At 49.5% G+C, this 14606-nt stretch carries 12 protein-coding genes; 4 read left to right on the top strand and 8 right to left on the bottom strand.

What is annotated here, in order from left to right; genetic code table 11:
* Both Q0274_RS01535 and Q0274_RS01540 read right to left on the bottom strand, forming a co-directional pair.
* On the bottom strand, positions 1-1426 hold a 1426-nt coding region (locus tag Q0274_RS01535), incomplete at its 3' end, for a formate--tetrahydrofolate ligase (protein WP_298027046.1).
* A 139-nt stretch (positions 1427-1565) separates the two neighbouring features.
* Complete coding sequence (locus tag Q0274_RS01540; RefSeq protein WP_295152225.1) at positions 1566-2324, bottom strand: exodeoxyribonuclease III; 759 nt, start codon at positions 2322-2324, stop codon at positions 1566-1568.
* 67 nt (positions 2325-2391) lie between these two features.
* Here Q0274_RS01540 and Q0274_RS01545 point away from each other — a divergent pair, with 67 nt between their 5' ends.
* The 4 genes from Q0274_RS01545 to Q0274_RS01560 all read left to right on the top strand — a co-directional run bounded on the left by Q0274_RS01545 (position 2392) and on the right by Q0274_RS01560 (position 9086).
* Positions 2392-2754, top strand: a complete 363-nt coding sequence (locus tag Q0274_RS01545) for a diacylglycerol kinase (protein WP_298027050.1) — start codon at positions 2392-2394, stop codon at positions 2752-2754.
* 380 nt (positions 2755-3134) lie between these two features.
* A complete protein-coding gene (locus Q0274_RS01550) occupies positions 3135-4277 on the top strand; it encodes a PepSY domain-containing protein (protein ID WP_298027053.1) in 1143 nt (380 codons plus the stop codon).
* On the top strand, positions 4274-6409 hold the full coding sequence (locus Q0274_RS01555) for a TonB-dependent siderophore receptor (RefSeq protein WP_298027056.1): 2136 nt from the start codon (positions 4274-4276) through the stop codon (positions 6407-6409). Before Q0274_RS01550 ends, Q0274_RS01555 begins: the two co-directional genes overlap by 4 nt.
* A gap of 223 nt (positions 6410-6632) precedes the next feature.
* Positions 6633-9086, top strand: coding sequence for a molybdopterin-dependent oxidoreductase (locus Q0274_RS01560; protein ID WP_298027058.1), 2454 nt, complete (start codon positions 6633-6635; stop codon positions 9084-9086).
* Positions 9087-9206: 120 nt separating this feature from the next.
* On the opposite strand, the gene Q0274_RS01565 is transcribed toward Q0274_RS01560, so the two are convergent.
* The 6 genes from Q0274_RS01565 to Q0274_RS01590 form a co-directional block, all read right to left on the bottom strand.
* Complete coding sequence (locus tag Q0274_RS01565) at positions 9207-9356, bottom strand: hypothetical protein (protein WP_298027061.1); 150 nt, start codon at positions 9354-9356, stop codon at positions 9207-9209.
* A 794-nt stretch (positions 9357-10150) separates the two neighbouring features.
* Positions 10151-11431: a dihydroorotase family protein gene (locus Q0274_RS01570; RefSeq protein WP_298027064.1), complete on the bottom strand. Its 1281-nt coding sequence runs from the start codon at positions 11429-11431 to the stop codon at positions 10151-10153.
* Positions 11428-12357, bottom strand: coding sequence for an aspartate carbamoyltransferase catalytic subunit (locus tag Q0274_RS01575; protein ID WP_298027065.1), 930 nt, complete (start codon positions 12355-12357; stop codon positions 11428-11430). Before Q0274_RS01575 ends, Q0274_RS01570 begins: the two co-directional genes overlap by 4 nt.
* Positions 12358-12636: 279 nt before the next feature.
* Positions 12637-13167, bottom strand: coding sequence for an NAD(P)H-dependent oxidoreductase (locus Q0274_RS01580; RefSeq protein ID WP_298027068.1), 531 nt, complete (start codon positions 13165-13167; stop codon positions 12637-12639).
* 33 nt (positions 13168-13200) lie between these two features.
* Complete coding sequence (locus tag Q0274_RS01585) at positions 13201-13335, bottom strand: hypothetical protein (protein ID WP_298027071.1); 135 nt, start codon at positions 13333-13335, stop codon at positions 13201-13203.
* Between the two features lie 399 nt (positions 13336-13734).
* A complete protein-coding gene (locus Q0274_RS01590) occupies positions 13735-14604 on the bottom strand; it encodes a hypothetical protein (protein WP_298027074.1) in 870 nt (289 codons plus the stop codon).
* Positions 14605-14606 lie beyond the last annotated feature (2 nt).

Genomic DNA, 14606 nt, shown 5'->3' on the forward strand with positions numbered 1-14606 from the left:
CGTTTAGCCGCTCAAGTCCCAAAGCCTTGATGTGCTGCAGCACCTTTTGCGCCTCGGGCTCGAAAACGACCTCGCTCGCGCCGTAAATTTTAGTAGCGATCTTTTCGATCTTGCTCGCCGTATCGTCGCTAAGCTCGTAGGCGAATTTCAGCCCCTTGGCGCACTCGCACTCATCTACTACGAGGCGGGCTAGCTCAAGCGCGCCCTCACCTCCTTTGGCGAAATTTTCGCAAATCGCCATCTGCACGCCGCGCTGCTTGCAGTAATCGCGCACAAAGGCGATCTCGTCGTCGCTATCGAAGCTGAAACGATTAAGCGCCACGACGGGATTTAGTCCGAAGTTTTGTAAAATTTCGATATGTCCGCCTAAATTTACGATGCCTCTTTGAAGCGCGGCAAGATCCGGGCTCGCGATACTTTCTTTATCCGCGCCGCCGTTGTATTTAAGCGAGCGGATCGTGCTAACCAACACCGCGGCATCCGGAGCGATGCCCGCGCGGCGGCACTTGATGTCGATAAATTTTTCAGCCCCCAGTTCGCTTCCAAAGCCTGCCTCCGTCACGGCATAATCAGCAAGCGAGAGCGCTAACTTACTCGCCATTATGGAGTTGCAGCCGTGCGCGATATTTGCAAAGGGTCCTCCGTGCACGAGCGCGGGCGTGTGCTCAAGGCTTTGGATGAGATTCGGCTTTATCGCGTCTTTTAGCAGGATTGCCACGGCATCCGCGCAGCCCAGATCGCGCACGTATATCGGCTCTCCCTGCGTATCGTAGGCGACCATGATGTTTGCGATGTTTTCCTTAAGCTCGGCAAGATCGTTTGAGAGGCACAGCACCGCCATTATCTCGCTAGCTGCGGTGATATTAAAGCCGTCCTCGCGCTGCACTCCGTCGGTGCGCCCGCCCTGTCCTACGGTGATGTGGCGCAGCGCGCGATCGTTCATATCCATGCAGCGCTTCCATAGAATTTTCTCGATCTTTAGCGGGTTTTCTTGATACAGCGAGTTATCGATGACCGCCGAAATGAGGTTGTTTGCGGAGGTGATCGCGTGAAAATCGCCGTTAAAGTGTAAATTTAGATCGTCCATCGGCACCAGCTGCGAGTACCCGCCGCCCGCAGCCCCGCCTTTGATACCGAAAACCGGTCCCAGCGACGGCTCGCGTAGCGCAAGGCAGACGCTTTTGCCCAGGCGTTTTAGCGCGTCGGCTAAACCGATGGAGGTCGTAGTCTTGCCCTCGCCAAACGGCGTCGGATTGGTCGCCGTGACCAAAATAAGCTTCGAAGCGCGCGATCGCGGCTTGATATTTAGCTTGGCTTTGTAGTGGCCGTACAGCTCGATCTCATCCTCGCTAAGCCCCAAATTTTTCGCAACGTTTGAAATTTTATCCGGCTTCGCCGCATTTGCTATTTCGATATCGCTCAACATCTTCTCTCCTTAAATTTAAAATTTTATCGCACAGCGTTTACGCACCGCCTCTTTAAATCCGCGCATTAGCTTGCAAAGCTACGCGCACCTTGCTCGCGAGCCGCGCAAATCAAAGCTCGCGGCGTGAAATTCGCCCCGGCTAAATTTCGATCTCGATGCCCACGGGACAGTGATCGCTGCCCATCACGTCACTTAGGATGAAAGCGTCCTTTAGCCGCGAGCGCAAATTAGCCGAGATGAAAAAATAATCGATCCGCCAGCCTACGTTTTTTGCGCGCGCGTTAAAGCGGTAGCTCCACCACGAGTAGGCGTCCCGCAGCTCGCCGTGCACGGCGCGGAAGGTATCGACAAAACCCGCCGCCTCTACCTCATCAAGCCACGCCCGCTCGATCGGCAAAAAGCCCGAAGTTTTGGAGTTTGCTTTGGGGTTTGCAAGATCGATCTCGCGGTGCGCAGTATTCACGTCGCCGCAGAATATCACCCCGAGCCCCTGCTCCGCAAGACTGCGCGCGTAGGCTAGGAATTTTGCGTAAAATTCCATCTTGTAGGCTAGCCGCGCCTCGTCCTTTTGTCCGTTGGGAAAGTAGATATTAAAAAGCACGACATCGCCGAAGCGGTGCTGCAGCACGCGCCCCTCGTCGTCGGGGAAAAACAGCGCCTTGCTCGTCTCGCTTTTAAATTTCGCTAGGCTCGCCACGCCCGAATATCCCGCGCGAGCGGCGGAATTTAGATCGATCTGAGAAAATCCGAGCTCATAAAGCCCTTTCGGAGCGTCCTTTTCGCTCACCTTGATCTCTTGCAAGCCCAAAAAATCGGGGTTTTGCTCCGCAAGCCACGCGAAGCCGTCTTTGCCGAGTACTGCGCGCAGCCCGTTTACGTTCCAACTAATCAGTTTCAAATTTAGCCTTTGGCCTAAAAATTTTGGTATGATTATACGAAATTTTGACTAAATTTAAAGGAAAATTATGCGCAATCAGCCCAAATACCGATTTTTTGCCAACTGGGGCTACGCGATGGCGGGTCTTGCCGAGATGCTGCGCAGCGAGCGTAGCTTTAGACTCGAGCTTTGCGTGTTCGCCCCGCTTCTGCTGTCGCTATTTTTTTGGAATTTCGGCGCAGTACTAAATCTATTTTTGATCTTCGGCGCGATCTTTGCCATCGCGCTAGAGTGCGTAAACTCCGCCATCGAGCGCGCAGTCGATCTTGCCACGAGCGAAATCCATCCGCTAGCCAAGGGAGCTAAAGACACTGCAAGCACCGCCGTGATGATAAGCCTATTTCTCAACGCCGCGCTGTGGGGATATGCGCTTATCGGTAAATTCTTTTAATCGCGTAATTGCAAATTTCGCGATAAAAGATTTAAATCGCTGCAACGCAGAGTTTTTTTGGCGAGTGCGGAATTTGCAAGCCACTTGAGTCGTTGATCGTCCACGCCTGCAACCCAAACACGACCCTGCGTGATATTGAAATTTTAAAATCCGAAATTTGCTTTAAATTTAAACTCTCCTGTGCGCGAAAATTTTAATATTCGCTCGGCTCTTAAAATTTTAAAATAGCTTTTAAAAATTTCTATAGATAAATCATTCAAGCAAATTTTACGCCGTAAAATTTTAGCTATAAAATTATAACGACTTTCAAAATGCTTTAATACAATTTTCACTAAAATCACGCCGTCTTAATTAAAATAATTTTCAAAAAAAGGAAAATTTTGTCTAAATCCTTTCGCAAAATCTCGCGCAAATTTCATTTGTGGCTATCTTTGATATTTTGCATACCCCTTATAATCATTTCTATAAGCGGCTCGGTTTTAGTTTACGCGGAGCAGATCAATGAAGTTTTGCTAAAAGACAAGGTGTTTAGGACGCAAGAAAGCATAGCGAAATTCCCCGTTAGAATGAAATTTAGTACCCTGCAATCCGAGATAAATTCCAAATTTAAAGAGTATGCGATCATGGGCTGGAGCATCGCGCAAGATCCTTTAAAGACCGATAAAATCAGACTTTCCTCTCAGAAACTGCAAAAGCGGATCATAATTTACTTAGATGCCTTTAGCGGCGAGATTAAAGGCGCGCCCATGCCGCGAGATGAGGGCTTTATCGGCGCGATAAATAAACTGCACGCGGAGCTGTTTTTAGGTCCCGGCGGTAGAATTTTTACGGGTATCGTGGGGCTTAGCGCGCTACTTATCGGCATTAGCGGCTTTTTTATCTACAAAAAATTTTGGCAAAACTTATTCTCGCTGAGGCTAGATCGGGCCATATATTTTATGCGCGGCACTCACCGCCTAATCGGAGTCGCAAGCACTCCCGTAATGTTTGCTATAGCTATAAGCGGAGCATGGTGGGAGCTAAGGGCGGTAACTTACAAGCCGCTCGCAAATCCATGTGGCGCGGTCTTGCAGAATTTTAAGACCGAGCGAAATTCCACCGTCGCGGCATCAAACGGAGCGGTAAGCATGAAAACGGCGCAAAATCTTGCGACGCTAGATGAGGCTTTAGCGCGGATAGCGGTTAAATTTAAAGAATTTCGCTCCACCTATATCGCCTTTCCGCTCTGTCCGGGCGGCGTTTTTACCGTATACGGCTTCGAGGCGGGGCAAAACCCGCTTCAAAGCCCTTACGCGAGCCGTATCACGATATCGGATGCAGGCGAAATTTTAAAAGCGGACTTTATAAACGATGCGGATTTTTCAGACAAACTTCAAGACGGCTTTCATCGCGCCCATGCGGGCTCATACGGCGCAATAACGAAGCTTATATGGTTTTTAGCGGGGCTTGCGCCCCTATTTTTAAGCATTTGCGGATTTTACATAACCCTAAAAAATAGAAATTCTAAAAGGAGAAAGTTATGAAGAAAGTATCTCTTTCGCTCGTAGTCGCATTAAATATGCTAACTTCGCTTTATGCGGAAAATAACGCCACTGCGAGCACCCCGGAGGACTTAGGCACCATAGAAGTGCAAGATACCCAAAAGCTCCGTCGCGACGACAGAGATTATGAGGCTAGAAAGCTCGTTAAAAGTACCACCAGGCTCGATCTTACGGCAAGAGAAACACCCCAGTCTCTTACCGTGGTGACCGAAGCCAAGCTAAAAAATATGGGGATAACCGATTATCAGGTGCTGATGCGAAATATCGCGGGCATTACGAGCGGGCGTATGGATGAGAGGCTCTATCCTACGGCGCGCGGATTTAGCATAGATTATTATTTGCTTGATTCGATGCCTAGCTTCGGAGGTTTTAGCCTCGGGGCGAACGATTTAAATTTACTGCCATATGAGCGCGTTGAGGTAGTAAAGGGTGCGAACGGATTATTAGCAGGCGCAGGAAATCCTGCCGCGAGTTTAAATTTTATCCGTAAGCACGCAGATTCCACCATCCCAAAAGGTTATATAAGTCTAAACGGCGGCTCATACGACAAATACGGGCTTAAAACCGATGTGCAAAGCCCGCTCAATCAAAGCGGTTCGGTGCGCGGACGCCTAGCGTTTATGCATGAACGATCGCACTCCTATATGGACTATTACAATCGTCGCAATACTGCCGTTTATGGCGTATTAGATATCGATGTAACGGACGATTCAAGGCTGAGCTTTGGCTCATTTTATCAGACTCTACGCCGACATGGCACGCGCTGGGGCGGAATGCCCGCGTTTAACTCGGACGGCACGCGCACGCACTTCGGCAAAAACAAAATTTTCTCTCAACCTTGGACGCGATACGACATCTCTACGCTTGATTTTTATGCCGATTTTAAACAATATTTCTCAAACGAGGCGAGTTTAAGCTTGAGTTATTCGTTTCGTCGTGCTCATACCGATTCAAATTTGCTCTATTATGGCGGCAGGGTAGGCCCTGGCGGCATCGGAAACGTCGCCGATCTTAGCGTTTATGCTAACAAGCGCGAAGAGAATATCCACAATATCGACGCCTATGTGAATATCCCTTATGAATTTTTCGAACAAGATCATGAATTTGTATTTGGTGTGATGTATAATCTTTACAAAAAAGGATCTGATAACGTAAGTAGCTACTGGAATAGTCGAAACACTCCGGCAGGCCTTGCTTATGCCGCGCGCACTAGAATAAATTTTAACGACCTTCATATTGAAGATCCACGCTTACCGTATGTAGATCAAAATAATGCCGATCGAACTATTCAAAAAGCAATTTATGCCGCGAATAAACTCTCAATCACCGAGGATTTAAAGCTCTTATTAGGAACGCGGATGAGTTACTATAAATATAAAATTACAGGTGGAGCAGATAATAGAAATTTTACCCGCGAAATTACTCCATATGCAGGGATCACCTATGATTTAGACGATCATCATACCCTTTATGCAAGTTATACGAGTATTTTTAAACCTCAAACCTACAAGGACAAAAACAATAAATATCTTGATCCCATCCAAGGCAAGGACTACGAAGCGGGCATCAAAGGCGAGTATTTTGACGGCGATCTGCAAGCAAGCCTGGGCATTTTTAAGATCATCCAAGATAAGCTCGGCATCCGCACCGACGAGTATATCACGGGCACAAATTCCTACGCTTACAGGCAGGGTCGCGGAGTAACCAGCAGGGGCTTTGAAGCGGATGTAAACGGTAAAATTACCGATGCACTAAGCCTAAGCATGGGGCTAGCGCACTACAAAGCCAAAGATGCTGACGGCAATATCTACGCCAGCGACTCCTCCCGCACCAGCGCAAATCTTTTTGCAAAATATGAGATCGGCACATTTAGAATCGGCGCAGGCGCGATGTATCGCTCAAAGATTTATTCCGACTCGCCATACGGCAGGATCGAGCAGAAAGCTTACACGATTGCAAACGTAATGCTAGGCTACAAAGCGAGTAAAAACCTAGATGTGCAGCTAAACGTCGATAACATAACCGATAAGCGCTATTTTGAGGGTATCGGTTCTAATCGAATGATCTACGGCGATCCGCGCACCTTTAATCTAAGCCTTACGTATAGCTTTTGACCCAAATAGTCGCGGTGGAATTTATCTAGTGCTTAGCTCTAATAGAATTCCATCGCGACGCCATAGATAAATGGCAAATTAAGCCTAAATTTCGTAAAATCACGGCTAAGACGCGAGGTCGCGTAATACGCTATAAAGGCAAACAATGCAAAGTTTAACTCCATAAATCCCGCTAAATTTAAACCAAATCAACTAATCAAATTTAAATTTAACGGAGACAACCATGAAAAGACGAGATTTTCTAAAACTAGGCGCGCTGGCTGCGACTTCGGCGCAGGCAAAGCAATTTAACGCGCTAGCGCAGGCGATATTTGACGAGCAGATGGGGCTTTGCGCAAATAAATTCGGCGCGTTTTACGTCCAAACCATCGGCGACAGGGTCGTTGGCACCGAGCCGTTCGAGGGCGACGCGATGCCGACGGTGCTAAATAACGCCCTAAGCGATCACATCCAAAACGAAACGCGCGTGAAATACCCATACGTGCGCAAAAGCTTCCTAGCTGATCCCTCAAATCCAAAGCCCGAGCTTCGCGGCAAAGAGCCCTTCGTGCGCGTTAGCTGGGACGAGGCGATAAAGCTAAGCGCTAAAATTTTAAAAGAAAACTTCGATAAATACGGCTCAGAGGCCATTTACGGGCAGCTTTATCAGTGGGGCAGTCTAGGCAAGATCGGCCACTCGCAGCGCACCGCAAAGCGCATGCTAAACGCGCTAGGAGGCTACGTGAGCGAGCTTGGCGGCTACTCATACGGCGCGGCGACGGCGTTTTTGCCTCACGTGACCGGCTCTATCGATCCGACGCATAATCCTACGCGCTGGGAGGGCGTGGTAAAGGAGGCTAAAACGATCGTATTTTGGGGCACGAACCCAGTCGTCTCAAACAAGATCGCTATCGGCGTGCCGATGCACAACTCCTACGCCTACTACGAGATCATGAAAGAGAAATTTAAAAAAGGCGAGATGAAAATTTACAGCGTAGACGTTTACCGCAACGAAACGGCGGAGTATTTCGGCGCGCACTATCTTGCCGTGCGCCCTTGCACCGATACGGCGATGCTGATCGGGCTTTGCGATTATCTTTACGAAAGCGGGCTTTACGACAAAGAATTTATTGAGCGCTACACGGTCGGGTTCGATAAATTTAAGGAGTATTTCACGGGCGCGAAAGACGGTGTGAAAAAGGATCTTGCGTGGGCGAGTAAAATTTGCGGCGTGAGCGAAAAGGAGCTAAAAAGCCTAGCCGACACGCTAGCTAAAAAAGACGCGCTCATAGTCACGGGCTACGCGATACAGCGTCAGCATCACGGCGAGATGGCGTACTGGGCGCTCATCGCGCTGGCTGCGATGCTAGGCGACATCGGCAAGACCGGGCGCGGCTACGTGATGAACGATCAGATGCATAAAAACGCCGATATTAGCTTCATCGCGCCAAAGCTTCAGGCCTTTAATCCTGCGGTAAACGAAAAATACATCGTCCCGCAAGGCAAGCTAGCCAAGGCTAAATATCACGAGATACCAAACAGCAGGCTCATAGATGCGATCATGGAGCCGGGCAAGCAGATCGAGCGCAATGGCAAAAAATACGTCATGCCGCACATCCGCGTGATGTTTAATGCCAACGGCTCGACCTTCACTCGCCACCCTGACACCAACCGCGCGGTCGAAGCGATGCGCAAGATAGAAGCGATCATCACGACCGAGCCCTTTTGGACGAGTACGGCGAGGCTCAGCGATATCGTGCTGCCGTCGGCTCTTGAGTGCGAGCGCACGGATATCGAGTTTGCAAACTCGACTAGCGAGTACCTTTTTGCGATTAAGTCGCTAGTAAAGCCCGCGGGCGAGAGCAAGAGCGACTTTGAGATCGCGCGGCTCATCTGCGCGCAGTGGGGCGAGGAGTACGAGCAGGCCTTTAGCGAGGGTAAAACGGAGCTTGAGTGGGTGAAGGAAATCTACGCCGATGCAGTCCAAAAGGCTGAAGGCATGGGCATAGCGATGCCGAAATTTGAGGAGTTTTGGCAAAAGGGCTACGTTAAATTTGATAAAATCGACGAGAAAAAGCGGTACTTCACAAACTACGCTGACTTCCGCGCCGATCCCGAAAAAAACGCTCTAAAAACCCCGTCGGGCAAGATCGAACTCTACTCCGAAGCGGTCGAAAAGCTAGGATATCCCGACTGCCCGCCGCACGCGACGTGGATGGAGCCGTTTGAGTGGCTGGGCGGCGACGTGAGTAAGTATCCTATCGCCATCAGCGGCGCGCACTCTAAATTTAGGCTCCACTCGCAGCTAAACAACTCGCTCATCCGCAACTACGCCGAGATCGCAGGCCGCGAACCCGCGCTAATTAGCCCCGCCACGGCAAAGGCGCGCGGCATCAAAACGGGCGACGTGGTAAGGATCTACAACGACCGAGGCGAGATCCTCTGCGGGGCGCTAGTAAGCGATACTGCGCAAGATAACGTCGTGATCGTGAGCGAGGGCGCGTGGTACGATCCCGCCGTCTGGGGCGAGCGCAGCCTATGCAAGCACGGCAACATAAACGTGCTAACCAAAGACGTACCGAGCTCGCAGCTCTCGCAAAGCAACACCGCGCACACGAGCATGGTGCAGATCGAGAAATTTAAAGGCGAACTGCCGAGCGTAACGGCGTTTGATAGGCCTGCGACGATAGAGGCTTAGACATTACTTTCTTTGAGCGAGCCGGAATTTTGGTTTTGAAGGCTATAAATTTAGGGCTCTTAAAGGTCGCGCGGACGAAATTTATCCATGCTTCGTGCGGCCTTTTTTGAAATTTCGGTTTTAGAATTTAATCTTTAAAGCCGCACGCAAAACCATGCTATGTGCGGCTGCAAGCTGCGAATGTAGATTTTCGTTTTCTTTTCGGTAGCCGCGCAGAGCTGATTTTAGCGCGACACACAGCGCGCATGAGAGATATATTTCGCCGTTCATAGATATCCTTTAATTTCGATCGTTCCCGTTCATGCGGCGGATTATTTATGCTCCGCGCCAAAAGCTAGCGGCGGCAAAATTTTAAAATTTTGCGCCTTAGCGACAAATTTAATCACGATAAAATTTACGCGTGAAGCAAAAACAAATCTGTGCAAAGATAGAATTCCCAACCGCCGCGAGCGTGAAATTTTAAAAGCAGCTGCCGCATCGAAAAAGGTGCCGTTATAAATTTACAAATGCCTTATACGTCGGTAAAATTCCGAAGCCGAAATCCACGAGCGGCATGAGCAAGGCGATGTGCGTCAAATTTACCCGCACTACAAAAATGACAAACCGCTTTAAAGAAATTTCAACCACACTCGCGCTATGAAATTTTAAAAGTAAATTGCCGCACTGAGCTACGCAAAAATTTAAAGAGAATTAGTCGCAGCGCTGTGCATAATTAAACCCAAAAATCGCGCCGTAAAATTTTAAACGTAGTTTGCTATATCCGGACTACCACTAAATTTAAAATTTAAGCAAGGCGATCGCACTACTGGATCAAAGATCGCGCCGATACCGAGCAAAACGCGCTATGAAATTTTAAAGATAAGTCGCTATGCCTACGCTGCCGCCAAATTTAAAATAAACCGATCGCACCACAAAATTTTAAAAGCAAGCCGTTGCGTCCAAACTAGCTAAATTTAAAATTAAGCAATAGCGCCATTTGCGCTACGAATACCGCTCGTCGGCAAGCTACCACTCGCAAGCTCTGCCCGCAAGTCGCCGATCGCAAGTTTTACGCCGCAAGCGCCCTATGCTACGACGTTTGGAAACTCATAGACCACGCGACCGCTTTTGATCGTGCATACCGCAGCGCCCGTAAGCTGCTTGCCGAAAAGCGGCGAGTTACGCGATTTGGACTTATTTAGCGCCTCGTCGTAAACGTAGGAAATCTGCGGATCGATGATCGCGACGTCGGCCAAAAAGCCCTCTTTGATCTCGCCCTTGTCCTTTAAATTTAGAATTTTAGCCGGGTTAAACGAGCACAGCCGCACCATATCTTCAAGGCTGATGACGCCCTCGTTTACGAGCCGCAGCGTAAGCGGCACGAGGGTTTGAAGCCCCAAAATTCCAAACGGCGCATGGTCAAATTCGACGAATTTATCGTCGGTGTTGTGCGGAGCGTGATCAGTCACGATGGCGTCGATCAGACCGCTTTTAAGCGCCTCTCTGATCGCCTGCACGTCGCTTTGGGTGCGAAGCGGCGGCGACATTTTAAAATTCGTATCGTATCCCATCAGCTCGCGCTCGTCAAAGGTGAAATGATGCGGCGTAGCCTCGCAGGTGACGCGGATACCCTCGCGCTTAGCCTGCTTTATGAGCTTTAGCGACCACGCCGAGCTTACGTGCGCGATGTGGATGTGCCCGCCCGTCTTTTTGGCAAGCAGCAGATCGCGCGCAATCATGATCTCCTCTTTTTCGCTTGCCATCCCCTTTAGACCGAGTATCGCGCTGACTTTGCCCTCGTTCATCACGCCGCCGTGGCAAAGCGAGCAATCCTCGCTGTGATTTATCACGAATGAGCCGAAGTGAGCGGAGTATTCAAGCGCCTGTCGCATCACGGAGCTGTCGGTCACTGGCAGCCCGTCGTCGCTGAAAGCCACGCAGCCCGCCTCGAGCATATCGCCCATCTCGACGATCTTTGCGCCCTTGCAATCCTGCGAGATCGCGCCTATCGGTAGCAGATCGATAAGCCCGCGCGCCTTAGCCTTAGCGATCATCGCGCGCGTGATGCTTGAGTTGTCGTTCACGGGCTTGGTATTTGCCATCGGGAGGCAGGTCGTCACGCCGCCTGCGACCGCGGTTTCGCTGCCGCTGATGACGTCGTCTTTGTATTCGAGTCCGGGGTCTCTAAAATGCACGTGCATATCGATAAGACCTGGCATCACGAGCTTGCCCGCAGCGTCTATGACGCGGTCTGCGGCGGGACACTCGCGCGTGATCTTTGAAATTTTATCGCCCTCGATCAGGACGTTCGCCTCCTCGCTGCCGCCCCAATTAACGATCGTGCCGTTTTTTATCAAAATTTTCATCGTGCGCTCCTGTTTAAATTTATCGTATGAAGTATCGCCATTCGCATCGCCTCGCCGTTTTCTACCTGATTTAAAACGCAGCTATAGCGCGGATCGTCGGCTACGTCGGAGTTGATCTCCACGCCGCGATTGATCGGGCCTGGGTGCATTATCATAACGCCCTCTTTCGCCGCTTGCATGCGCCTCGCGGTAAGTCCGAAAAATTTTGAGTACTCGCGCACGCTCGGGAAGCTCGGCTCGCCGTCTTGCCGCTCAAGCTGAATTCTAAGCATGATGATGACGTCGGCGCCCTCGATCGCCTCCTCTACGCTTTTGCATATCGGGCAACCGAACGCGTCGCAGTCGCGCAGCATCATCGGAGGGCCGAAGAGCCGCACGTTTATGCCGAGCTTTTTCATCGCCCAGATGTCGCTTCTAGCTACGCGCGAGCGAAATATATCACCGATGATCGCGACGTTTAAATTCTCGATCCTGCCCTTGTGCTCGCTGATCGTAAAAAGATCCAGTAGCGCCTGGCTCGGGTGTTCGTTCAGCCCGTCGCCCGCATTTACGATCGATGCGTCGCAGTTGGCCGCTACGAATTTCGCCGCGCCCGAGCAGCTGTGTCGAAGCACGAAGATATCGGTGTGCATCGCCTGCATATTTCTGATGGTGTCGATCAGCGTCTCGCCTTTTTTCGTGCTGCTGTCTGCGGCGGTAAAATTTACGCTGTCTGCGCCCAGGCGCTTGGCTGCGATCTCAAAGCTAGTGCGGGTACGGGTGGAGTTTTCGAAAAACGCGTTGATGACCGTCTTGCCGCGAAGCGAGTCGGATTTTTTGACGTCAGAACGGTTGAGCGCTTTAAACTCGCGCGCCAGATCAATGAAGTCGTAGATGTCCTCGCGGCTCAGATCCTGCGCGCTAAGAAGATGCTTTAGCTTATACATTCCCTCTCCTTTTTTGGGCCGAATTTCAGCCGTAATTGTATAAAAAAATCTCTGATAAAATTTTAAAATTTAAGAGCGGGGCTCAAATTTAGACGCAGAATTTTGCTTGGAATTTCATTTGAGTTCGCATACGAAGCGCGAGCGGAATTTCGGGGTAAAATTTAAAAATTTTGAGATTAAATTTAGGCTTCTTGAGCGAAAATTTTAAAAAATCCGCCACGCCACTTACGTAAAATTTTAAAGCTTTACGCGCAGCTGGCGGCTAGGAAAACGAAGAATTTAAAGCTTATTTAAATACTTTATATAATTTTTCGCACTATTTTCTACGGCTTGCTCGCTTTTATCGTAAGTAAAGCCGTACGAGACGAAATTTGGTAGCGCAATCGCGCCGACGAAATTAAACGTAGCCTTAAATGGCGCTAGCACCTCATCCACGCTAAAGCCCACGATGCCGTTTTTAGAATAGTTTGCCTCGGTCGCGCCAAGCGAGATCGCAAGCGCGAATTTTTTGCCTTTAAGCTTACCGCCGCTCTCTCCGCCATAAGCCCAGCCGCGCGTAAAAACATCCTCAAACCACTGCTTAAGAAGCGGTGTGCAGTTTGAAAAACGAAACGGAAACTGAAGCACGATTTTATCGTGGCTTTCGAGCAGTTTTTGCTCCTTTTCCACATCGATTTTAAAATCCGCATAAAGCGCGTAAAGATCGTGAAGCTCGAACTTATCGGGATGGGCTAGCACAGCATCCCTCCAGCGGCGGTTTATAAGCGAGTTTGCGATATTTGGGTGAGCCAAAATAATGAGAGTTTTCATTTCTATCCTTTAAATTTGAAATTGCGGGGCGCATTATAGCCCTACTTCGTAAAATTTTTCTCGTTTTATCGCAAGCAGCCTTAAATTATAAAGCTTTACCGGCCGCCACCTGCTTATCTTTACAGCAACTTCAAAGAGCTTGAGCTTTGAATTCCAAACTTCGTCCACTACTCGCGCTTTATTTTAGAAATGCTCGCTCTCGGGGCACTCGTTGCGTTTTATAGAGATTTATCACTTCTTTGCAAATATTCATATTCCATTGCGGAGGTTCGCGCGAGTAAAATTTTAACGAAGCCGCCGCGTAGGGGAAATTTTAATAAAATTTAGCATCGCTTCTCTGCAAGCATTCGCCACAACAAATAAAATTTAGATGAAATCTAGCCGTGCTTTAAACTATAAAACCTTGCCATCGGTTCCGTCGTCGGGCTGCAGGTGCTCATCACGCTCTTATGAGTGTCCGTCACGCTTTCGTGCAGGCTCGTTACGCTCCTGCGAAGACTTGCCGCTTCCTTACGGGTAGTTAGTCGCAAAAAATTTTGAGTAAAATTGAGTAAAATTTAGCGTAATTTAAATTCTAAAGCTTTGCCTACCAGCCGCCTCTTCAGGGTCTAAATTATCATCGTGCTCCTGCAAGCGCCCGCCGCGCGGCTCCTGTCTGGGCTGCACTCCAAAGCTCTCCAAGACCTTGCCCAGGCTTTCGTTTGCATCTTTTATAATTCCTTGTAGGCTTTGTCCCATCTGATCAAGATTTTTGCCAGCCTCGCGTGCCACCGCCTCGCCCTGCTTTAGCAGATCCTCGATCCTATCAGCGTTGCGAGCGGCGAAATCGTTCAATGCTTCAGGCGCCTTTTTCTGCAAATTTTGCAGGGCCTCGCCCAAAACTTTAGCATCGTTTGCAAGCTCGTCTATCGTGGAGTTTAGATCAGATTTTTGCTTGCCCTCAAAGCCCTGCGGCACGGAATTTCGCACTGAGCCTTGCGTAGAATTTTGTGTGGAGCTTTGAGCGGAATTTTGCCCCGAGCTATCCGTGCTTTTATTAAAATTTCGCCCTTGATTACCCGCGCTAAAATTCTGCTCCGAGCGCGCGCTTTGCTCGTGATTTTGCCCGTCCGACCCTCCGTCGCAGCCGCTCAAAACGCACGTCGCGGCTAGCGCCAAAGTAAAATTTCGCACCGCGCTTATAAAGCCAAAATCGTTTATAAAATTAAAATTTCTAGCGCGACCTTCTGAGATAAAATTTAATCCGCCCTGCGCTGAGATAAAATTCTGCCCGCTGCCGATCTTTATAAAATTTCGCCCAACGTATGCCGAAGTAAAATTTCGCGCACCGCCGGCTGAAACGGAATTTCGCAGCCGTCCAAAGCCCGGCTCGCCGCTTGCTCGGATAAAATTATGCGCTAAATCGCGTCCGCGCCTTTTCAAAATTCGTCTTTTCAAAA

The sequence above is a fragment of the uncultured Campylobacter sp. genome (assembly GCF_937973075.1).
Taxonomy (GTDB): domain Bacteria; phylum Campylobacterota; class Campylobacteria; order Campylobacterales; family Campylobacteraceae; genus Campylobacter_B.